Origin of the sequence: Maribacter sp. (assembly GCF_016744255.1) — a bacterium.
Taxonomy (GTDB): Bacteria; Bacteroidota; Bacteroidia; order Flavobacteriales; family Flavobacteriaceae; genus Maribacter_B.
In genome coordinates this window covers 39035-61200 of the sequence record NZ_JADGES010000001.1, presented here as the reverse complement: position 1 = coordinate 61200, position 22166 = coordinate 39035, and the positions used below count along the sequence as shown (strand labels likewise).

The 22166-nt window shown below is 33.0% G+C and carries 24 protein-coding genes; 17 read left to right on the top strand and 7 right to left on the bottom strand.

Features of this window, described 5'->3' with window-relative positions; genetic code table 11:
* Positions 1-144 precede the first annotated feature (144 nt).
* Entirely contained in the window at positions 145-546 is a 402-nt protein-coding gene (locus QZZ51_RS00295) for a thioesterase family protein (RefSeq protein WP_291864284.1), read from the top strand.
* A gap of 7 nt (positions 547-553) precedes the next feature.
* Here the strand turns inward: QZZ51_RS00295 and QZZ51_RS00290 are convergent, their stop codons facing one another.
* Genes QZZ51_RS00290 through ribD form a run of 4 tightly spaced genes read right to left on the bottom strand, consistent with a single transcriptional unit; the run spans position 554 to position 3684 of the window.
* Positions 554-1171 (bottom strand): YigZ family protein, encoded by a 618-nt coding sequence (locus QZZ51_RS00290; protein ID WP_291864281.1) that lies wholly within the window; start codon positions 1169-1171, stop codon positions 554-556.
* Entirely contained in the window at positions 1171-2034 is an 864-nt protein-coding gene (locus QZZ51_RS00285; protein ID WP_291864279.1) for a DMT family transporter, read from the bottom strand. The genes QZZ51_RS00290 and QZZ51_RS00285 overlap by 1 nt, the downstream gene beginning before the upstream one ends.
* Complete coding sequence (locus QZZ51_RS00280; RefSeq protein WP_291864277.1) at positions 2028-2639, bottom strand: HAD family phosphatase; 612 nt, start codon at positions 2637-2639, stop codon at positions 2028-2030. The genes QZZ51_RS00285 and QZZ51_RS00280 overlap by 7 nt, the downstream gene beginning before the upstream one ends.
* The gene (gene ribD, locus QZZ51_RS00275) at positions 2632-3684 is read right to left on the bottom strand and encodes a bifunctional diaminohydroxyphosphoribosylaminopyrimidine deaminase/5-amino-6-(5-phosphoribosylamino)uracil reductase RibD (protein ID WP_291864440.1); all 1053 of its coding nucleotides are present in this window, start codon (positions 3682-3684) and stop codon (positions 2632-2634) included. Before ribD ends, QZZ51_RS00280 begins: the two co-directional genes overlap by 8 nt.
* 88 nt (positions 3685-3772) lie before the next feature.
* Here ribD and QZZ51_RS00270 point away from each other — a divergent pair, with 88 nt between their 5' ends.
* The 4 genes from QZZ51_RS00270 to QZZ51_RS00255 all read left to right on the top strand — a co-directional run bounded on the left by QZZ51_RS00270 (position 3773) and on the right by QZZ51_RS00255 (position 8086).
* Complete coding sequence (locus tag QZZ51_RS00270; RefSeq protein WP_291864275.1) at positions 3773-4258, top strand: GNAT family N-acetyltransferase; 486 nt, start codon at positions 3773-3775, stop codon at positions 4256-4258.
* 3 nt (positions 4259-4261) lie between these two features.
* The gene (prmC, locus tag QZZ51_RS00265; RefSeq protein WP_291864272.1) at positions 4262-5116 is read left to right on the top strand and encodes a peptide chain release factor N(5)-glutamine methyltransferase; all 855 of its coding nucleotides are present in this window, start codon (positions 4262-4264) and stop codon (positions 5114-5116) included.
* A gap of 44 nt (positions 5117-5160) precedes the next feature.
* Positions 5161-7155, top strand: coding sequence for an NAD-dependent DNA ligase LigA (ligA, locus tag QZZ51_RS00260; protein WP_291864236.1), 1995 nt, complete (start codon positions 5161-5163; stop codon positions 7153-7155).
* A gap of 286 nt (positions 7156-7441) precedes the next feature.
* Positions 7442-8086, top strand: coding sequence for a helix-turn-helix transcriptional regulator (locus QZZ51_RS00255; protein WP_291864233.1), 645 nt, complete (start codon positions 7442-7444; stop codon positions 8084-8086).
* Between the two features lie 158 nt (positions 8087-8244).
* Here the strand turns inward: QZZ51_RS00255 and QZZ51_RS00250 are convergent, their stop codons facing one another.
* From QZZ51_RS00250 to QZZ51_RS00240, 3 genes are read right to left on the bottom strand one after another with little or no spacing between them, the layout of a single operon-like run.
* On the bottom strand, positions 8245-8691 hold the full coding sequence (locus QZZ51_RS00250) for a GNAT family N-acetyltransferase (protein WP_291864230.1): 447 nt from the start codon (positions 8689-8691) through the stop codon (positions 8245-8247).
* Positions 8692-8695: 4 nt separating this feature from the next.
* Positions 8696-9607, bottom strand: coding sequence for a metallophosphatase (locus tag QZZ51_RS00245; RefSeq protein ID WP_291864227.1), 912 nt, complete (start codon positions 9605-9607; stop codon positions 8696-8698).
* A 2-nt stretch (positions 9608-9609) separates the two neighbouring features.
* Positions 9610-10374 carry a 5'-nucleotidase gene (locus QZZ51_RS00240; RefSeq protein WP_291864224.1) on the bottom strand — a complete coding sequence of 255 codons (765 nt, stop codon included), beginning with the start codon at positions 10372-10374 and terminating at the stop codon, positions 9610-9612.
* 67 nt (positions 10375-10441) lie between these two features.
* On the opposite strand from QZZ51_RS00240, the gene QZZ51_RS00235 reads away from it, so the two are divergent.
* The 12 genes from QZZ51_RS00235 (at position 10442) to QZZ51_RS00180 (ending at position 22165) form a co-directional block, all read left to right on the top strand.
* On the top strand, positions 10442-10975 hold the full coding sequence (locus tag QZZ51_RS00235; RefSeq protein ID WP_291864222.1) for a hypothetical protein: 534 nt from the start codon (positions 10442-10444) through the stop codon (positions 10973-10975).
* The gene (gene dapA / locus QZZ51_RS00230; RefSeq protein ID WP_291864220.1) at positions 10975-11865 is read left to right on the top strand and encodes a 4-hydroxy-tetrahydrodipicolinate synthase; all 891 of its coding nucleotides are present in this window, start codon (positions 10975-10977) and stop codon (positions 11863-11865) included. Before QZZ51_RS00235 ends, dapA begins: the two co-directional genes overlap by 1 nt.
* 115 nt (positions 11866-11980) lie before the next feature.
* Positions 11981-12811: an outer membrane protein assembly factor BamD gene (gene bamD, locus QZZ51_RS00225; RefSeq protein WP_291864217.1), complete on the top strand. Its 831-nt coding sequence runs from the start codon at positions 11981-11983 to the stop codon at positions 12809-12811.
* A 12-nt stretch (positions 12812-12823) separates the two neighbouring features.
* The gene (locus QZZ51_RS00220) at positions 12824-13156 is read left to right on the top strand and encodes a DNA-directed RNA polymerase subunit omega (protein ID WP_291864214.1); all 333 of its coding nucleotides are present in this window, start codon (positions 12824-12826) and stop codon (positions 13154-13156) included.
* A 3-nt stretch (positions 13157-13159) separates the two neighbouring features.
* Positions 13160-14365, top strand: coding sequence for a bifunctional phosphopantothenoylcysteine decarboxylase/phosphopantothenate--cysteine ligase CoaBC (gene coaBC / locus QZZ51_RS00215; protein ID WP_291864212.1), 1206 nt, complete (start codon positions 13160-13162; stop codon positions 14363-14365).
* Positions 14358-15245: a DUF4835 family protein gene (locus QZZ51_RS00210; protein WP_291864209.1), complete on the top strand. Its 888-nt coding sequence runs from the start codon at positions 14358-14360 to the stop codon at positions 15243-15245. The genes coaBC and QZZ51_RS00210 overlap by 8 nt, the downstream gene beginning before the upstream one ends.
* Positions 15246-15302: 57 nt before the next feature.
* Positions 15303-16961 (top strand): DNA repair protein RecN, encoded by a 1659-nt coding sequence (recN, locus tag QZZ51_RS00205; RefSeq protein ID WP_291864207.1) that lies wholly within the window; start codon positions 15303-15305, stop codon positions 16959-16961.
* 80 nt (positions 16962-17041) lie between these two features.
* Positions 17042-17851 (top strand): SDR family oxidoreductase, encoded by an 810-nt coding sequence (locus QZZ51_RS00200; protein WP_291864204.1) that lies wholly within the window; start codon positions 17042-17044, stop codon positions 17849-17851.
* Between the two features lie 99 nt (positions 17852-17950).
* Positions 17951-18967 (top strand): glycosyltransferase, encoded by a 1017-nt coding sequence (locus QZZ51_RS00195; protein ID WP_291864201.1) that lies wholly within the window; start codon positions 17951-17953, stop codon positions 18965-18967.
* Positions 18964-19920 carry a CdaR family protein gene (locus QZZ51_RS00190; protein WP_291864198.1) on the top strand — a complete coding sequence of 319 codons (957 nt, stop codon included), beginning with the start codon at positions 18964-18966 and terminating at the stop codon, positions 19918-19920. Before QZZ51_RS00195 ends, QZZ51_RS00190 begins: the two co-directional genes overlap by 4 nt.
* The gene (gene coaE, locus QZZ51_RS00185; RefSeq protein ID WP_291864195.1) at positions 19917-20501 is read left to right on the top strand and encodes a dephospho-CoA kinase; all 585 of its coding nucleotides are present in this window, start codon (positions 19917-19919) and stop codon (positions 20499-20501) included. The genes QZZ51_RS00190 and coaE overlap by 4 nt, the downstream gene beginning before the upstream one ends.
* Before the next feature lie 80 nt (positions 20502-20581).
* On the top strand, positions 20582-22165 hold the full coding sequence (locus QZZ51_RS00180) for a HAMP domain-containing sensor histidine kinase (protein ID WP_291864192.1): 1584 nt from the start codon (positions 20582-20584) through the stop codon (positions 22163-22165).
* The last annotated feature ends 1 nt before the right edge of the window (position 22166 follow it).

Sequence of the window (22166 nt, the reverse complement as noted above, 5' to 3'; positions counted from 1 at the left end):
AATAGTGCGTTTATAGTTCAGCAAATATGTGAACAAATTATGTAATAAAAAAATGAAATTCCTTTGAATTTTAGATATTTTTTTCTCATGTTCGTATGCCCAAATTACGAACTTTTTAAATATAGAATATTTACCTGAAATAATATGAATTTTAACGAAATTTCTTTTCGAGCTAGATATAGCGAAACGGACCAAATGGGAGTTATTTATCACGGAAACTACGCACAGTACTTAGAGATGGGTAGAGTAGAGTGGTTAAGGGGTGAGGGTATTTCTTACAAGAGTATGGAGGAAAATGGTATAATTCTACCAGTTATTTCTTTAAATACAAAATTTAAAAAATCTGCGTTTTATGATGATTTAATAATTGTGCGTACTATTTTAAAGAAAAAGCCCTCTGTTAGGATTGAATTCGACTTTATTATTTATAATGAAAAAAGGGAAATTTTAGCAGAGGCTAATGTAGAATTAGTTTTTATGGATAAAGAAAAAAGAAGACCAATTAAATGTCCAGATTATATTCTCGAAAAATTAGATTTAGAGTAATATAACTTTACAAGTCGATTTTTTTGAGTGTTATTTCGTGATGGGCTTTAATAATTGTTTCGATTTTTTTAGAGTCTTTTTGTCTAACAGAGAATTGTATAGAGCAAGTCATCTCCATTTGTTGCGAATTAATTTTTAGTTGGTGTTGTTTTATTATGCGCATTACTTTGTCCATTTCTTTATAACTAAAAGCAACTTCATAAGCATCCATAATTATTTGTTCCACAATAGTAGCTTCTTGTAATGCTATTTCTGCTGTATTTCGGTAGGCGCTTATTAGGCCGCCAACACCAAGTTTTGTTCCTCCAAATACCCTAACTACGGCAACAAGGACGTTTGTAATATCAAAAGATTTTATTTGTCCATATATTGGCATTCCTGCGGAATTGTTTGGTTCACCATCATCATTTGCTCTGTAAGTAGGTTGTTTAACTCCCAATTGCCATGCATAGCAAACATGATTGGCGGTATGGTGTTTTTTGCGTAAAGTCTCTATAATTGGTTTAACTTCCTGTTCTGTAGTAATAGGATATGCATAACCAAAAAATTTACTCTTCTTTTCTTTTAAAAGAATTTCCTTAGAAGGAGTTAATATCGTTTTATATGTGTCTTTAGGAGTTTGCATTATGTTAGTGCTACAAGAGATATGCTGATAATAGCTAGTGCGATTCCGATCCAGTTTTTAAGGCTAATTTTTTCTTTAAAAAGAAGAATACCTAATAAAGTAGAAAACATAACTATAGCAACATTGTTTATAGTAAAAATCGAAGCGCTGTTAAAGTTGGGATTGTTAAGGGCTTTTAGTAGGAAGAAAATGGAGAAAAAATTAGGGACTCCTAAAACAATTCCGCCCACAATATTTTTTATATTGATTTTTAAAGGATTTTTTTTCGATTGTAATAGAATAAAAAGAAGACCTACAACTGCAGCAGAACCAAAAATAACAGAAGAAAAAAGCGAGAATTCAGCTGGGGCAACGTGCTTTTCTTGAAAATACTTTATGGTTGCATCTATGGTTCCTGAGCCAAGAAAAACTAGAACAGGTAATAGTAAAACATTTATATTGAAAGAGGTTTTGCTTTCTTTCATAGAGGCAAAGTAGACCGCTCCCATGGCTAAAAGTATTCCTAATACTTTTAAAAAACTCAGATGTTCATTGTAGGCAATGACACCTATAATGACAGGGATAACAAAAGACATTTTAGTAGCTACTGATGCAACAGATATCCCAACTTTTTGGGCGGTAGCTGCCATTAAATTAAAAACTACAATAAATAAGAGCCCAAGTGCTAATGTGCCAAAGAACCATGGTTTTTCTGGCACAGAAGAAATAGAGACAGGTCCTTGGTAGAGAAAAAGGCCAACAGTGCACGCTACCACGTAATTTGTAATAATCGCGTATAAGGTCTGTATTTTATAGATGCTAAATAGTTTAAAAATAACAAATATTAAACTAGAAAATAAGATGCTTAAAGTAAGGTTTAACATTGTGGTAGTTTATTTTTTAAATCAATGATGTCTTCAAGGCCCACTTGTAAATTCCAGCAATGAATACCTAATTCTTCAGCTGCATCGGTATTTTCTTTGGTATCATCAATGAAAATTGTTTCTGTAGCGGTAAGATTATTTTGTTTTAATACATATTCGTAAATATCCGCATTTGGTTTACGCAATTGTATTTCATGGGAGAGGTAGAATTCTTCAAAACAATTTTTAAAACGTTGGAAGTTATCTTTTCCCATAGTTTCTATTACGGAAGAAATATGCATTTCATTAGTGTTACTTAATAGAAAAAGACGGTATTTGTTTTCCTTTGCAAGGTTTTCTAAAAACTCTAAACGATTCAAAGGAAAATCTAACAAAATAGAATTCCATGCATTTTTTATTTTGGTTTCATCCGTGTTTGGAAAAATAGTGATTAGATTAGAAATAAAGATTTTGGAGGATACTAAACCTTGCTCGTAACTTTTAGCCAAAGAATCTAATTCGGAAGTTAAAGAGGTAAAGCCATATTTTGCTAATTCTTTAAAAACAGCTTCTTTGTCTAGGTTGATGAATATGTCACCAAAATCAAAAATAATATTTTTAATCATTTTTTATTAGGTTTAATAGGTCTGTTGCTATTTGCATGGTTTGTATTATTTTATTCTTAATAACAGGAGCTTTAGTACCTTGTTTAAAATAAGAGTTCCCTATAAAAACACGAGCTTCATCCCATAGGTTAGCATCTAAAAAAGTTTGTATTGTTTTAGTGCCGCCCTCAATAATTATACTGTTGATGTTTCTTTTGTACAGAGAGTTACATACATGCTTTGCTAATGATTTATTAAAAGGAATAACTTCATAATTAATCCCCTTAACTATTTTTTTTGCATCCTTGTTTTCTGTAAAAACAATCGTTTTTATGGAGTTATCTAGTAAGTGAGTGTTTGGTTTTAGTTTTAAATTTTTATCTAAAACAACCCGGATAGGATTGTTTCCTTTCCAAGTTCTAGCGTCTAGTTTTGGATTATCTTGTTTAGCGGTATTTGTACCTACAAGTATGGCTTGTTCTTCAGCGCGCCATTTGTGAACTAACTGCCTAGAATAAGGACTTGTAATCCAATATGGCTCTGGGTTTTCTTTTCGAGCAGAGATATCAGGAGCTATAAATCCATCCTTTGTTTCTGCCCATTTTAAAATAATGTACGGACGTTTTTTTGTAAAAAAAGTTAGGAAACGTTTATGGTGTTCTTTGCATTCTTTTTCTAGAACAGGAGTAATAACATTGCAACCTGCATCTTTTAATTTTTTAATGCCTTTGCCTGCTACTTTTTCATTAGGGTCTAGGGTGCCAATAACTACCGTTTTAATTTGGTATTTTAGTATTAAATCAGCACATGGAGGTGTTTTTCCATAATGAGAACAGGGTTCTAGAGTAACATATATAGTGGCGTCTTTTAAAAGGGAAGTGTCTGTAACCGAGTTTATTGCGTTCACCTCGGCATGAGGGCCGCCATACGGGCTAGTATGTCCTTCTCCTATTATTTTGTTATGAAGTACAATAACGCTACCTACCATTGGGTTAGGAGCAGTATTTCCAAGGCCATTTTTGCCTAATTCAATACAACGTAACATGTATTTTTCATGTATCTTCACTTCACAAAAATAGGATATATACTTCTTGTATTTCAAAAAATAAGTTCAGAAATAGAAAGAGTATGTAGTTAGGCTAAAACGAAGGTGTATGAATACTACATTTATTAGAGAAATAGAAGAAAAAGATAATGCCGAAGTGGCAACTGTTATCCGTAAAGTATTAATAGATCTTGGGGTTCCTAAAGTTGGTACAGCTTATGCAGATAAGGCTTTAGATTCTATGTTCGAAAATTATAAAGTGCCTAAGGCTACATATTTTGTTGTGGAGCAAGATGGGGCTATTATTGGTTGCGCAGGAGTGGCGCAGTTAGAAAATTACGAAGGTAATGTCTGTGAGCTTCAAAAAATGTATTTTTTAGAAGAGGCAAGGGGCAAAGGATTAGGAGCTATGATGATAAGAACTTGTCTTGAAAAAGGAAAAGAATACGGTTTTGATAAATGTTATTTAGAAACCATGCCATATATGAAAGCGGCACAGAAACTATATCTAAAAACGGGATTTACATATTTAGAGGATAAAATGGGAGATACGGGCCATTATTCCTGTCCTGTTTGGATGATAAAAGATTTATAGTATATGTTATTACGAGATATTAAAAATATTTTTGAAGAAGAACTAAAGGAGATTTATCCTTTAACAGAGGTACAGAGTTTTTTTTACAGAGCCATAGAGCATTATTTGCACTTGCAGAGATTTGTTTTGGCTACAGAGCCTAATTTAACTTTAACTAAAGACGAAGAGGAGCCATTGTTTAAAGCATTGTCTAGATTAAAATTGCAAGAACCTTTGCAACACATATTGGGGTCTGCATATTTTATGGATTTAGATTTTAAGGTTAATGCTAATGTTTTAATTCCGAGACCAGAGACAGAGGAATTGGTATATTGGATTTTAGACGATGTAAAAAAAAGAAACAACCAGCAATTACATATTTTGGATATTGGAACGGGTAGTGGGTGTATTCCAATTACATTAGCTAAGCACTTGCCAAAAGCAAAAGTATTTGCATTGGATGTTTCTAAAGAGGCGTTGCAGGTAGCTCAGGAGAATGCTGTTTTAAACGAGGTAGATATTACTTTTGTGCATGCTAATATTTTAGAACTAAAAACGCTTGATTTATATTTTGATATAATTGTATCTAATCCTCCTTATGTTAGGGAGTTAGAAAAGGATAAGATGGCAGATAACGTAAAAAAATACGAACCAGATTTGGCATTGTACGTCCCAGATAATAAAGCCCTTATGTTTTATGAAAAGATAAGCGTTTTTGCTAAAGAAAATTTAAAAAAAGACGGTGCTTTGTATTTTGAAATTAATCAATATTTAGGAAAAGAAACAAAGCAGCTTTTAGAAAATGAAAATTTTTCAGAAATTGAACTCCGGAAAGATATGTTTGGTAATGACCGAATGTTGAAAGCAGTAAAAAAGTAGTAGAGTAAGTTAATTTGTAGTAAGTATTTAAAGAAGAAATATAAATGAGCGTAAAAGAACAGATAGAAGTATTGCGAACAGAGTTAAGAGAGCATAATTATAATTATTATGTGTTAGATAATGCTACTATATCCGATTACGATTTTGATATAAAACTAAAAGAATTACAAGCTTTAGAAGAAAAACACCCTGAATTTTACGATGCTACTTCACCCACGCTCAGAGTTGGAGGTACGGTGACCAAAAATTTTGCAACCATTGTACATGAACACCGTATGTATTCTTTAGATAATTCTTATTCCACAGAAGATGTAGAAGATTGGGAAAAAAGAATACAGAAAGTATTAGGAGATGTAGAAGTGGAGTTTACTTGTGAGTTAAAGTATGATGGTGCTTCTATTAGTCTTACCTATGAAGAAGGTAAATTAATCCAGGCGGTTACTCGTGGCGATGGTTTTCAAGGAGATGAAGCAACGACGAATGTTAAAACTATAAAATCGGTACCACTACAGCTAAAAGGGAATTACCCTCCAAAGTTTCATATTCGTGGAGAAATTGTTTTGCCTTTTGAAGGTTTTAAAAAAATGAATGCCGAACGCATAGCTGCAGGAGAAGATCCGTATATGAATCCTAGGAATACGGCTTCTGGTAGTTTAAAATTACAAGATAGCGCAGCAGTGGCGCAAAGGCCCTTAGATTGTTTATTATATGGTGTGGTGGGGGAAAATATAGGCATTACTTCGCAGTTTCAAATGTTAGAGAAAGCTCGGGATTGGGGTTTTAAGGTGCCAACGATTGCTACCTTGTGTAAAACAACAACAGAGGTAATGAATTTTGTGGAATATTGGGATGTACATAGGCATGAGCTCCCTTATGAGACAGATGGCGTGGTAATTAAAGTGAATAACTTGCAACACCAAGAAGAATTAGGGTATACCTCTAAATCTCCTCGATGGGCAATGGCCTATAAATTTAAAGCAGAACAAGTTTCAACGGTTTTAAACGAGATTACCTACCAAGTAGGGCGTACTGGGGCAATTACACCTGTTGCAAATTTGGAGCCTGTTCTATTGGCGGGTACTACCGTAAAAAGGGCTTCGTTGCATAATGCAGACCAAATAGAAAAGCTCGATATTCGAGAAAGAGATACGGTGTTTGTAGAAAAAGGAGGAGAGATTATTCCTAAAATTATTAAAGTAGATTTAGAAAAAAGACCACAAGATTCTTTGCCTACTACATATATTACCCATTGTCCAGAATGTCATGAAGAATTGGTGAGAACAGAAGGGGATGCTAAACATTACTGTGTAAATTACTACGGTTGTCCACCGCAAATTACAGGTAGAATTCAACATTACATTTCTAGAAAAGCTATGGATATTGAGGGGTTGGGAGGAGAAACCGTAGAGCTTCTTTTTAAAGAAGGTTTAATTACAAACTATGCAGATTTGTATACGCTAACCAAAGAAGATGTAATGCCTTTAGAGCGTATGGCAGAGAAGTCGGCAGAGAATTTGGTTACTGGCGTAGCTGCTTCCAAAGAGATTCCTTTTGAGCGAGTTATGTTTGCTTTAGGGATTCGTTTTGTGGGAGAGACAGTTGCTAAAAAGTTAGCTAAAGCATATAAGAATATAGATGCTATTAGTATCGCTACCGTTGAGGAGTTAACCGCTGTAGATGAAATAGGGCAGCGTATTGCAGAAAGTGTGGTGGAGTTCTTTAAAAATGAGAAGAATGTCGAAATTATTAACAGGCTTAAGACGTACGGAATACAGTTTGAGATATCTGCGGATAAATTATTAAATCAGACAGAAAAATTAAAAGGACAGACTTTTGTAGTATCTGGTGTTTTTGAAGTGATTAGTAGAAACGATTTAAAAAAGTTGATAGAAGATAATGGAGGTAAAGTGGGTTCTTCTATCTCTTCCAAGACCTCTTTTTTGGTTGCTGGCGATAAAATGGGGCCTAGTAAACTCGCAAAAGCTGAAAAGTTAGGAATATCTATTATTTCAGAGCAAGATTTCTTAGCTATGGTATAGTTAGAAATAAGGATATATGATAACCAATACTACACGCCGTTTTTGGTATGTGCTACTTTCTTCGTTAGCTTATAAAGTGTCCTATAGGTATTCTGAAAAATAATTTCTGTAGTTCTAGGGGTTTTAGTATATGTTTTCGTTAAACCCAAATAAATATAGAAATTAAAGGGATGTTTTGTTTTACGACATTTAGAATAAATGAAAATGTCGTAGAAATGCCGTATTTATACCGCTATCAAAATATGGTTTCATAAATAACTTTGATGAAAACTAAATAAAAACATTAATGAGTATATTAGGAGAGAAAATTAGCGCAGGTAGAAAAGTAAAAGGTCTTACTCAGGAAGAACTAGCGGAACTCGCAAAAGTAAATTTACGAACAATACAGCGAATAGAAAACAGTGAAAACGAACCGCGAGGAAAAACATTAGTTCTAATTTGTGAAGTGTTAGATATTGACTTGGAGGACTTGCTCCAAAGAAAAATTCAATCTGAAAATAATATTAATCAAGTTTTTGGATATAAATTGGCTTCAAAGGGAACTCGTTTTTTGGCTAATCTGTTAGAGACTTGTATGTACGGGCTGCTTATTTTTTTACCCTACACCATTTATAATACTTCTTCTTTAAAAGGATTTATGAATGGAGATAATCCTATAGGATTTGGATTTGCTGCTATCTTTGGGTTAATTGTAGGAGCTACATTTTATCCAATTTTTACAGGTAATTTAGGACATCGAATGTTTGGTTTGAAAGTTATATCTTCTGAATCTGGAAATGATTTTGAAAAAGCATCAGAAGGAGCTATTCGAGAGATGTTAAAAGGTGTGTTTAGTTTTTTTATTATTCCTATTATCTGGATTTTTTGGGATGATAAAAATCAAAATTTATACGACAAATTGACTAAGACTTACGTTGTAGAAAAAAGATGAAATAAGAATGGTCAATTAATGCATTGTGTTGCTAATAATGGTAACAGAGTCGTGTATAATTAATTGTTAGGTTGAAAGCGTATGTTTTATTTAAATCCAGATATTTGGTTGCGATGATATTATAAGCAAAGTGAATTACTATTATTAGATGTTCTGTCTTATAATTCTTTTATAAAACAAAGGCTGTTTTTCATTCCGATATATTGCTCGTAATTTGGTGTTATTTTGTAGTTGCACTTTTTGTATAGTGCTACTGCTTCTGTTTGTCTGCAACCGGTTTCTAGAACACAAGATTTAAACTTTAATTCCTTTGTCCAGGTTTCCAATTCTTTTAATATGGTGGTTGCAACACCTTTTTTTCTGACTTTGGGAGAAACATACATTCGTTTTATCTCCATAGAAGTGCTGTTCAAAACTTTAAGAGCGCCGCAGCCTACAGGAATATTGTCTTGATAGATAATAATAACATATTTCAGATTTTGAATGGAATTAAACTGATTGTAGAAATCGTGCTCATTACCATCGGTAACAGCTAAATATGTATCTAGTTTTTCTGTTAGTGTAATAAAGTCTTTGTTTTTAGAATTGGTTCTAAGAAGCTTCATGGAATTATACTTTTATAGAAACCCCTTGAGATTGTGTATTGGTAGCGCCGTCAAAATAAAAATCTACTCGCCCTAAATTAATTCCAAAACACCCAACTTGGTTTACTAAGATATCTCTGTCTATAGCATTTTTAACAACAGTAGGTTTTTCAAGAAAAGTATGTGTGTGTCCGCCAATAATTAAATCCGTGTGTTTTGTTTTAGATGCTAGGGTAAGGTCGTCTGGTTTTTGCTCGTTTGCATATTCGTAACCTAAATGCGAAAGGCAAATTATTAAATCGCATTTTTCTACTTCTTTTAATTGCGTTTCTATGTCTGTTGCAATTTCAAAAGGATTAAGGTACTCTGTCTCTTTATATAGTCTTTTGGTAACTAAACCTTTTAATTCAATACCAATGCCGTAAACACCTATTTTAAGGTTGTTAAGCGTGTAGGTTTTGTATGGTTTTGTGTATCCATCTAGAGTGGTATTGCTAAAATTGTAATTAGCAGATAGCAAATCGAATTTTGCATTCGGAATTTGTGCTAATAAACCTTCTACGCCATTGTCAAAATCATGATTTCCTAAAGTAGCAGCATCATATTTTAGCATATTCATTAGCTTAAACTCTAATTCTCCTCCAAAAAAGTTGAAATATGGGGTGCCTTGAAAGATGTCACCGGCATCAAACAATAAGGTGTTGGGGTTTTCTTTTCTAATATTATCTACTAAAGTGGCTCTGCGCGCTAACCCTCCTAGGTTCGGAAAATCGGAATGGTCCGATGGGAACGGGTCTATATGGCTATGTACATCATTGGTGTGTAGAATAGTAATTTTTGTTGGTTTATCTTGGGAACAGGAGCCTAGAGTGAGCCCTCCTAAGCCTACAAAAGCAGAAGTTGCAGAGGTGTTTGTGATAAATTTTCTTCTGTTCATAATTACTTTATTTTATAATAACGATTGTCTACTTTAGGGGAGAGGGTATCTACTTTCTTAAAATAATCTATAATGGCATTTCTAATTTTATAATCGGTTTCAGAAACGTTTAATCCATCTTTAAAAAAGCCCATATTGTCTCCGCCATTTACTAGATAGTTAGATGTGGCTACAAAATATGTTTTAGTATTATCAAAAGGCTTTCCTTGGATATTTAAAGTTTTTAATTTGTTGTTTTTGCTTAATATTACTTGTGCTCCAGAGATTGGGTGTGCTCTTTTAGTGTTTATTAAATATTGCACTAAATCTAATATCGATTTCCCATTTAATTCCACAACAACAATAGTGTTTTCAAAAGGCATAACCTCATAAGCGGTTCTAGCTGTAACGGCTCCTTTAGAAATGATGGAACGTATGCCGCCATGATTTAAAAGAACAAAATCAATATTGTTTCCTGTTCTAGATTTAAATATAGGGTTGGCTTGTATCTTAATAATGTCTGCTATTAGATTTCCAGCAGAGGTATTGTATAGGCCATCTTCTTTAGATATTTTATGCGTAGCATACGCTAAAGTACTGTCTAAAACTTCATTAATGCGATTTCGGTACGGTTTTATGTAATCGTTAATAGAGTCTGTCTCCGCGTAACTGGTGTCAATTGGTATTTGTTTTCCTTCTATTTGGATAAGCTTTTTTGGAGACTCGGAACAAGAGGTTAAAAAACCAATTGTTATAAATATCACAAAATGTGTTATTTTTAAATTCATGATTGTTTTAATTTAGCGCTATCTAAACAAATGAAGATTCTTTACATTTGTAGAAATGTAAAAATACATGTTTAACGGAATAAAAGATAAATTAAAACGTAAATCTGGGGCTAAATTTTTAAAAGCAGAATTGAGTAAGCCATTGGTTGAAGTAGAGCGTAAAAAAGGAATTACATCTATAGGCTGTATAGTAGATTTAGATAAGTTTGAAAACGCGGATCTCTTTTATGAGTTTATTGAAGAATTTTCTTTGCGACCAAATGCTGTTAAAATCATTGGTTATAAGAATTTTTATGATAAAAATTCGCCCTATGCTATACCAGTTTTTTCAGACAAAGATTTGGGGTGGAAAGGAAATATAGAAAATAGTTATGCTTTAGAGTTTTTGAGTAGGGAGTATGATATGCTGGTAAACTATTATGATGAGGAAAACTTATTATTAGAGTTAATGACCGTGAAAACAAGAGCAAGAGTTAATGTAGGGTTTATTGAAGTAGATAAAGTTTATAATGATTTAATATTGAATACTCCTATAAAGAATTTTAAGGTTTTTAAAAAGGAACTTAAAAAATATTTACGAGTATTAAACGAAATAGAATAATGAAAGAATTATTGGGTACAGGTGTTGCTTTAGTCACCCCTTTTAATGAAGAAGGAGCTGTAGATGTTTTTGCTTTAGCTAATATAGTGGAGTATAATATATCTGGAGGAATAGAGTATTTAGTAGTATTGGGAACTACAGGAGAATCTGTAACCTTATCCAAAGGAGAACAACAACTTGTTATAGATACAGTGGTAGCGGCTAATGCAGGGCGTTTGCCTTTGGTTTTAGGTGTAGGAGGCAATAACACAGCAAAGGTGGTAGAGGAGTTGTCTGTTATCGATTTAAGTGATTTTATGGCAGTTCTTTCTGTATCTCCATATTACAATAAGCCAACGCAAGAAGGCGTTTATCAGCATTTTAAAGCCGTTTCTTTGGCGTCTCCAATTCCAATCATATTGTATAATGTTCCTGGTAGGACAGGGAGTAATGTGTTGCCAGAGACAGTAGCTCGTTTAGCTCAAGACTTTGAAAATATTGTTGCAGTAAAAGAGGCATCAGGCGATATAGTACAGGTATTAGAATTGATAAAAAAGACACCTGCTAATTTTCATGTAATCTCTGGAGACGATATTACCGCTCTATCTAGTGTTTTAGCTGGTGGGTCTGGTGTAATTTCTGTTATCGGACAAGGGGTGCCAAAAGAGTTTTCTTCGATGATTCGTTTAGGGTTACAGAAAAAAGTAGCTGAGGCTTTTGCATTGCAATATGATTTACAAGAAGGAATGCAATTAATTTTTGAAGAAGGAAACCCGGCAGGTATAAAAACTATCTTAGAACTTGTAGGTTTATCTAACGCTGCAGTTCGCTTGCCTTTGGTTGAAGCAACGGTTGAGTTAAAACAAAAAATAGGAACATTTGCAAAGCCATTTATTAAGGTTAGAGTATAAATATTTTACTAGAACGTTAAAACTTCCCCAAAAGCATTGTGGTATCCTATGGATGCTTTTATTTTAGCATGATAAAATGTTTTTTATATCCATTGATAATTCCTAATTTTGCAAAATGTTTTTAAATAAGAGGCTCCTTTTTTCATTTGCCATTATCGCTTTAACTTTACAATCCTGTAGTGAGTACCAAAAAGTACTTAAGAACGAAGATGTAAAGGCTAAGTATGATTTGGCAGAAAAGTTTTATAAAGAGAAAGATTTTAAGCGATCTAATCGTTTGTTCGAGCAAATAGCTCCTAAATACATTGGTAAACCTCAAGGGGAGCGCGTAATGTTTTTCTTTGCGGATACGTATTTTCAGAGAGAGGACTATAATATGGCAGGTTATCAATTTGAAAGATTTATAAAATCGTACTCCAAAAGTGATAAGATACAAGAAGCTGCTTTTTTAGGGGCAAAAAGTTATTATATGCTTTCTCCTAATTATTCTCTAGACCAAACAGATACGGATAAAGCTCTTTTAAAACTTCAGAATTTTATAAACACCTATCAAGATTCAGAGTATTTTGCAGAAGCTAATGTTTTGGCAAAAGAGCTTACAACAAAAAAGGAACAGAAAGCTTTTGAGATTGTAAAGCAGTATAATAAACTAGGAGAGTTTAATTTTGAGTTGTTAAAATCAGCTGTAGCTGGAAGTGACAATTTTATTTCAGATTATCCAGGTTCTATATATAAAGAAGAAGCTTTGTTTGTAAAGTTAGATGCTTTAACGCATATGGCGATGAATAGCTTTGAATCATTAAAAACAGAACGTTTGGGCAATGCAAAAGGTGCTTATGACGTTTTAAAGAAAAAGTTTCCTGAAACAAAATTCAGTGAAGAAGCGGATAACTTGCTTAAGAAAATAGAAAAAGAATTAAAAAGACTTCCTGAAGAAGCAAAATAAATACTTGTTATTATGAACATGAACGATTTAAAAAACTCGCAAGCTCCTGTTTCAACAACGACCATTAATAAGAATGAGTTCGATAAGCAAACAGAGAATATTTATGAAGCTATTTCTATTACCGCTAAAAGAGCAGTACAGATTAATTCTGACATAAAAAAAGAGCTTTTAGAGAAGTTAGAGGAGTTTGCTACATACAGTGATAGTTTAGAAGAAGTTTTTGAAAATAAAGAACAAATAGAAGTTTCTAAATTTTACGAAAAACTACCTAAGCCGCATGCATTAGCAGTAGAAGAGTGGTTGAATGAAAAAATTTATTACAGAAATACGGAAAAAGACGCGTAATGTATGTTAGCTAATAAGAACATCCTTTTAGGAATTACCGGAGGGATTGCGGCTTATAAAACTACATTTCTTGTTCGTTTACTTATTAAAGCTGGTGCCAATGTTAAAGTTGTTTTAACAGAGAGCGCCAGCTCTTTTGTTTCTCCGCTAACCTTAGCAACACTCTCTAAAAATCCGGTGCCAATTTCTTTTGTTTCCACAGAAGATAATCAGGTAGATTGGAATAATCATGTAGAGCTAGGTTTGTGGGCAGATATTATGATTATTGCGCCTGCAACAGCAAACACTATGTCTAAAATGGCAAGTGGAGCTAGTGATAATTTATTGTTGACCGTTTATTTATCTGCAAAATGCCCAGTTTATGTAGCACCAGCTATGGATTTGGATATGTATAAGCATCCTTCAACAAAAGTTTCTATTGAAAAATTACAATCCTTTGATAATATAATTATACCAGCAACCTCTGGTGAATTGGCTAGTGGTTTGCATGGCGAAGGTAGAATGGCAGAACCAGAAGATATAGTAGCTTTCATTGAAAGCGATTTGGCTAAGAATCTTCCATTGAGGGGTAAAAAAGTATTAATTACAGCAGGCCCAACCTATGAAGCTATTGATCCCGTGCGTTTTATTGGGAATCATTCTTCAGGTCTAATGGGTTTTGAGTTGGCTAAAAGTGCGGCGAATCTTGGAGCTGAGGTAATATTAATCTCAGGGCCATCCAAATACACTGTGAATCATAATTTTATTGATTTAATAAAGGTAGTTTCTGCAGACGAAATGTACCAAGAAGTACATAAGTACTACAAAAAAATAGATATTGCTATTTGTGCAGCAGCAGTTGCGGATTATAAGCCTAAAACCAAAGCAACTCAAAAAATAAAGAAGAAAGCAGACGAATTCTCTATAGAGCTTGTGAAGAATAAAGATATTTTGTTTTCTCTAGGAGAGCAGAAGGAGAATCAGTTTTTAGTTGGCTTTGCATTAGAGACAGAGAATGAGGTGGAAAATGCAACAGGGAAGCTAAAGAGAAAAAATTTAGATGCTATCGTTCTTAACTCTTTGAATGATAATGGCGCAGGTTTTGGTAAGGCGACTAATAAAATTACTTTTATAGATACCAAGTCGCAGATAAAAACGTTTGAATTAAAGACTAAGGCAGAAGTTGCGTTAGATATATTAAACGAAATAATTCAAAGACTAGATGCGTAATTTAATTGTCGCTATATTTTTTTTAGGTTCTACCTTGTTTTTAAAAGCGCAGGAGTTAAACTGTAAGATTACTATAAATTCGGATCAGGTTTCCCAAACTAATCAACAAGTTTTTAAAACTTTAGAACGTTCGTTGAACGATTTTGTGAATAAAAATAAATGGACAAATAAAGTGTATAAAGAAAACGAGCGTGTAAATGCGCAAATCTTTATTACGATAACCGACTATGAGTCTAATAGGTTTAAAGGCAATCTTCAGATTCAATCTTCTCGACCCGTTTTTAATACCTCTTATGATACCCCTGTATTTAACTACAAGGACAATCAATTTAATTTTGAGTATATAGAATTTCAACCTTTGATTTTTAATGAGAATGTTTACGAATCTAACTTGGTAAGTGTAATAGCTTACTATGCCTATGTTATTTTAGGGTTAGATGCGGACACATTTGCATTAGAAGGAGGGAATGAATTTTTTAGAAAGGCACAGAGTATAGTTACGCAAGCCCAAGGCGGTAATTCTTCCGGGTGGAGTCAGTCTTCGGACCGTAGTAGGTTTGAGTTAATCGATAACCTATTATCTAATACATACAAAGAATATAGGGTTGCTATGTATAATTACCATAGAAAAGGATTAGATATTCTTGGGGATAATAATAGTACAGGAAAGCAGATAATAGCAGGTACCATGAATCTGTTTGATACTATGCAAAAAAGAAGACCCAACGCTTTTTTAATACAAACTTTTTTTGATGCCAAGTCCGAAGAGATTCTAAATGTCTTCTCTGGTGGGCCTAAAGTAGATATTATTAAGCTTAAAGAAACTCTTACTAGGGTGGCACCGTTATATTCCAGCACTTGGAATGATATAAAGTATTAACACTATTTTTTTACGATAGAATATAGAGTACATTTGTAGCAATAAAAAACATCTACATTGCTAACAAATCTTTCCATTAAAAACTATGCGCTAATAGATCAGTTGAATGTTGCGTTTACAAATGGTTTTACAGTAATTACAGGAGAAACAGGAGCTGGTAAATCTATTCTGCTAGGAGGCTTGTCTTTGGTATTAGGTAAACGAGCAGATTTATCATCCCTGAGAGATAAAACTGTAAAGTGCGTAATTGAGGCAGAATTTTTGGTAGATAAATATAATTTAAAGCGCTTTTTTGAAAAGAACGATTTGGATTATGAAGATACCACCATAATTAGAAGAGAAATACAGCCAAGTGGCAAGTCTAGAGCTTTTATTAACGATAGCCCAGTTACTTTAGATATTCTTTCGAAATTAGGAGATAGTTTGATTGATGTGCATTCGCAACATCAAACCTTGCAATTAACAGATAACGATTTTCAGTTAAAAGTAGTAGATGCTTTGGCGGACAATACCGCTAAACTTCAAAAGTATAGAGAGGCTTTAAAGCTGTATCAATCTTTAGTCAAAGAACTACAAGAATTAATAGATTTCCGTGATAATGCTTCCAAAGAGCAAGATTATAATAGTTTTTTATTGAAAGAGCTAGAGTCGGCGCCTTTAAAAGAAGGAATTGTAGAAGAGTTAGAGGAGCAATATGAGCAGTTGAATAATGTAGAGTTGATTATGGAGCAATTAGGTTCTGGGAATCAATTGTTAAATGACGAGCAAATAGGGGTGGTAGGAGCTCTTTCTCAATTAAAGCAAGTAACGACTAAATTGTCTGGTTATGGCTCTCAGTACACTTCTTTAAATGAAAGAGTACAGTCTGTTTTTATAGAGTTAGATGACATAAGTTCTGAGCTTCAGAATTGTATAGAGAATACAGAAGTAAACCCTAAATTATTAGAAGAAGTTAATAGTAAATTGCAGTTGTTGTACGATTTACAAAAGAAGCACAGTGTTTTAACTATGGCTGATTTGATTGCCGTACGAGAAGATTTAAACGAAAAAGTTTCTACAACAGAAAATATAGAATCTACCATAAAAGAAAAAGAAGATAGACTATTAAAAGGGAAAGAGGTATTAGAGAAATTTGCTTTAGATATTAGGAGAAGAAGGGAAAAAGTAATTCCTAGTTTAAAAAAACAATTAGAAAATTCTTTAGTGTCTTTGGGTATGCCTAGCGCTTCTTTTAAAATGGAAATACATGCTTCTGGAGATTATAAAACATCTGGAAAGGATGATTTAGTTTTCTTGTTTTCTGCTAACAAAGGAGGGAATTACGGAGAACTTAAAAAGGTGGCTTCGGGTGGAGAACTTTCTAGAATAATGCTGGTAATAAAGGCTATACTTGCTAAGTATGAGAATTTACCAACGATAATGTTCGATGAAATAGATAGTGGAGTTTCCGGCGAAATATCTAGCCAAATGGGGGTTATTATGAAAAATATGAGTGCAGATATGCAAGTTTTTTCAATAACACATTTACCACAAGTTGCTTCTAAAGGAAAACAGCATTATAAAGTTAAAAAAACAGAAGATAATAAAGGAACAAGAACTAGTTTGTATATGCTGTCTAATGAAGAAAGAGTAGAGGAACTTGCAGAAATGTTGGGAGGGAAAGAACGTTCAGATTCTGCAATAGCCCATGCAAAAGAACTATTAAATGGCGCATAGATTTTTATAGCTGTTTTACTTCTTTTTTTTTAACATATTTTAAATATCTTTGATTTTTATAAAAACCTAAGAACAGGAACATGGCATACAATTTATTGAAAGGCAAAAGAGGAATTATATTTGGAGCATTAGATGAGAATTCTATTGCATGGAAAACGGCACTTAGTGTTCATGAAGAAGGCGGTACTTTTGTGCTTACCAATGCCCCAATTGCTTTGCGTATGGGTCAATTAAAAGAATTAGGGGAAAAGACTGGTTCAGAAATTATTCCTGCAGATGCAACTAGTGAAGAAGATTTAAACAATCTTATTACTAAATCTATGGAAATTTTAGGAGGTAAAATAGATTTTGTATTACACTCTATAGGTATGTCTATCAATGTAAGAAAGGGTAGGTCTTATATGGATGAGAATTACGATTTTACGGCCAAGGGATGGGATATTTCAGCATTGTCATTTCATAAAGTAATGCAATCTCTTTATAAAAATGATGCTATGAAAGAATGGGGAAGCATTGTTGCTTTAACCTATATGGCAGCGCAAAGAAGTTTTCCAGATTATAACGATATGGCAGATAATAAAGCGTATTTAGAGTCTGTTGCTCGTAGCTTTGGTTATTTCTTTGGTAAAGATAAAAAAGTAAGAGTAAATACGATATCGCAATCGCCAACAGCAACAACTGCAGGGCAGGGAATAAAAGGATTTAATGGCTTTATTAACTTTGCGGAGGAAATGTCTCCCTTAGGTAATGCAAGCGCTCAAGATTGTGCAGATTATACTTTAACGTTGTTCTCTGATCTTACTCGTAAGGTTACTATGCAGAACTTATTTCATGATGGAGGATTTTCGAACACAGGTGTAAGTAGAGAAGTTATGGATAAGTTCGAGTAAAACTTATTATTTAAAATAATGTATTAGGTTGACTTTTGAAGAGTGATTTTTCAAAAGTCGACTTCTTTTTTTATATAACCCTAGGTAATTAAGGTTCTTATGGATTTATCTTTTTCATTTATTGTTCCTGTCTATAACAGACCTAATGAGGTGTCGGAGTTGTTAGAGAGTCTTTCTAAGCAGACGTATAAAAAGCCTTTTGAAATAGTAATAATAGAAGATGGCTCTACAATTTCTTCAGAGAATATAGTCGAGAGTTTTAAATCTAAACTAAATATATCATACTATAAAAAATTTAACTCAGGACCAGGAGATTCTAGAAATTATGGAATGCGAAGGGCAAAGGGGAATTACTTTATTGTTTTAGATTCCGATTGTATCATTCCCTCGCAATATTTAGAAGTTGCAGAAAAATCATTAGAGGATAATTTTGTGCATTGTTATGGTGGTCCAGATGCGGCGCACGATTCGTTTACAGCCGTTCAGAAGGCAATAAACTATGCAATGACTTCTTTGTTTACTACAGGAGGAATTCGTGGGAATAAGAATGCAGTAGATAAGTTTCAACCTCGTAGTTTTAATATGGGTATTTCTAAAGAAGCTTTTGAAGATGTTGGGGGGTATGGAAATATACATCCAGGAGAAGACCCCGATTTAACAATTCGTATATGGAATAAAGGGTATGATACTAGATTAATACCAGAGGCTTACGTATATCATAAACGCAGGATAGATTGGAACAAGTTTTATATTCAGGTCAATAAATTTGGGATGGTTAGGCCTATTTTAAATAAATGGCACCCGGAGACAACTAAAATTACCTATTGGTTTCCTTCTTTATTTTGTGTGGGTTTTATAGGAGCGTTCTTTTTGTTACTGTTTGGGTTTTGGTTGCCAATAGCTTTTTACGGCGCATATTTTTTAGGGTTATTTTTTCATTCCCTAGTGCAGAATAAAAATATAGTTGTTGCAGCACTTTCTTTAGTTGCTGTTATAATTCAATTTGTGGGTTATGGGTATGGTTTTTTAAAATCTACATTTTGGATTAACTTTAGTAAAAAAAAACCAAGAGAGATATTCCCCAAATTATTCTTTAAAACAAACCATATACTTTGATACAGAGAATCGGTAAACATTTAAAAAAGAGAAAGGTAAAAATATTTTTAGTGTTTTTACTAGTTTCTAGTATGGCTTGGTTTATCAATAAATTGTCAGAATCTTATACGAGTAGAGCTACATTTAAATTAAGTTATATTAATGTTCCTAAAGGATATTTGTTAAAATCGGCATCTAAAGAGAGTTTAGAAGTAAAACTAGAAGCAAGTGGATTTCAGTTTTTGGGTTTTGGATTTAATGCAAAAGATATATCTATAGATATATCTGAAGCAAGTAAAAAAAAATCCAAATTTATTTTATCGCAAAAGAAAATTCAAAAGCAGGTAGAAAAAAAGTTACCTAACTCTATAGTTTTGATAGATTTAGATAAAGAAGATGTTATTTTTGAGCTGGTAGAGATTATAACAAAAAATGTTCGTGTAGAAGTGAATATTAAAATGAATCTTCAGAAAAATTGCATGTTAGATGGGGCGATACTACTAGAGCCAAAAACTATAGAAGTTACAGGGCCAACCAATGAGATAGATACGCTGCAAAGTATAAAAACAAAATTGGTAGAATTAAAAGATATAGATGAAAATTTTTCTAAAACCATTCTAACAATAGAACCTAGTGGCTTAAATAATACAACTTATAATACCAATAAAGTTGTTATTAGTGGTAAGGTTTCTCGTTTTTCAGAAAAAATGATAGAAAATATTCCTATTACTATTATAAATCTTCCGAAAGGAGCCATTGTAAAGACATTCCCAGATAGAGTTAAGGTATTATGCAAGGCTAAGTTAGGAGTGTTAAAAACTATTTCTGAAAATAACTTTACTGTTATAGCGGATTACAAGGATATGATAGAGGGTAATGAAAAAGTCACTTTAAATGTGGGTAATGTACCTAATAACGTATATAGCGCTACATTAATAGAAAAAGAAGTAACTTATATTATTAGCGAGGAATGAAAGTAGTTGGTTTAACGGGGGGTATTGGTAGTGGAAAAACAACTGTAGCTACATTGTTTAACGCATTGGGAGTACCTGTATATAATTCAGATTTGCAAGCCAAGGAGTTAATGCAAAATTCCAAAATTTTAATACAAAAAATAAAAGCCTTATTAGGAGAAGAATCCTATAAAGAAGGGAAACTAAATAGGTCTTATATAGCACAAAAAATTTTTGGTGACAGGGAATTATTAAGTAAGCTAAATGCTATTGTGCATCCAGCAGTAAGGGAAGACTTTTTACATTGGCTTTCTAGTCAAAATCATGCATACGTTATACAAGAAACAGCTTTATTGTTTGAGAATAAGGCAGAAAAGCTGTATGATAAAATTATTTTAGTTACTGCTCCAGAGGAGGTTCGTGTACAACGCGTATTGCAGAGAGATAAGAATACAAGAGAAGCTATATTGGCAAGGATTAATAACCAATTAAGTGATATTGTTAAAATTCCAAAAGCAGATTTTGTATTAGAGAATATTAACCTGGAAGAAACAAAAGAAAAAGTAGAAAAACTGAATAGGCATCTCCTTGAATATAGATAGAGTTACGCCATTTTAACATTTTTGTTAAGGTTTGGTTAAACGTGCAATTTTCTATATGTTAAATCTTAATTTTACAGAGAATGAATAAGAGGTTGTTTGTTGTTATGGTAGTATTGATGAGCCTCTCATTGGTAGGAATAATCTTTGTTCAAATCTTTTGGATTAAACAATCTGTAGAAGATAAAGAAGAGCAATTTTCGCACACAGTGTTTGATGCTTTGAATAATGTTGCGGATAAGATATCTAGTAGAGAAACTAGAAACTATTTTGATAGATATATGAATCTAAAAGATAGTATCGGGGAACTGAAAAATTCCAGTATAGGAAATTTTTTCTATATAAACAGAGACCTTAATTCTAATGAGATACGAATGTATTCTCATGGCATTTTAGAGGAAGATTACAATATAGCATCTACGTTCTTTGACAATGGTAATGAGGATAACAACCTTCCTACAATAAAAAATTATACGAGTAAACGTACTACGACTATTTTTAAAGAGAATGTAGGTTTAGATGGCAAGCAGCAAGAGCTTAATGCTGTACAGAAGTTTGAGAAAATAGGAGGTTTAACAGAGATAGTTAAGGCTCAAATGGAAGATGTTTTTAGTGATTACGCTAAAATGGTGCCTATTCACCAAAGAGTTTCTACGCAAGAGATAGAACTTCTGTTAGATCGCGAGCTTAAAAACAGAGAGATAAATGTAGCTTTTGAGTATGGTGTATATAGTAAAGGGTTACCAACTAAAGTAAAGTCTAAAAAATTTAAGTATAGTAAGAAAAATATTTATAAATCTCCCATATTTAAAGATTTAGAGGGGAACTCAAATTTTTCTTTACTTATTAGTTTCCCTAAAAAGAAACGGTTTTTAATTCAGTCTATATTGGGTATGGCTGGTCTGTCACTTCTGTTTACTTTGATAATTGTAGTTGCATATGCAGGAGCTATTTATCAATTAATTCAGCAAAAGCAGATATCGGAGATTAAAACGGATTTTATAAATAATATGACGCATGAGTTTAAAACACCCATAGCAACTATTAATTTGGCTGTAGAGGCTATTAAGAATCCGCAAATAATAGATGATAAAGAGAAGGTGATGCGCTATTTGCAAATGATACGAGATGAGAATAAACGTATGCATGCACAAGTAGAAAATGTATTGCGAATATCTAAGCTAGAAAAGAATCAATTAGATATTAGTAAGGATAGGGTAGACGTACACGATATAATAGAAGATGCTATTGCTCATGTGTCTTTAATAGTAGAAGATAGAGGAGGTTATATAGAAAGACATTTAGATGCAACACGTACAGAGGTTTTGGCAAACGAAATGCATTTTACCAATGTTGTAGTTAATATTTTAGATAATGCCATTAAGTATTCTGAAGAAGCACCAAAAATAGATGTGTATACAGAGGTTGCAAAAAATAATATACTAATAAAAGTACAAGACCAAGGCTCAGGAATGAGTAAAGCAGTTTTAAAGAAGGTATTCGAAAAATTTTATAGAGAGCATACAGGAAACATACATAATGTAAAAGGCCATGGATTGGGACTTTCTTATGTAAAAAAAATAATAGATGATCACCAAGGTGATGTTTATGTAGAAAGTGAAAAAGGAAAAGGAAGTACTTTCTATATAAAATTACCGTTAATATAAT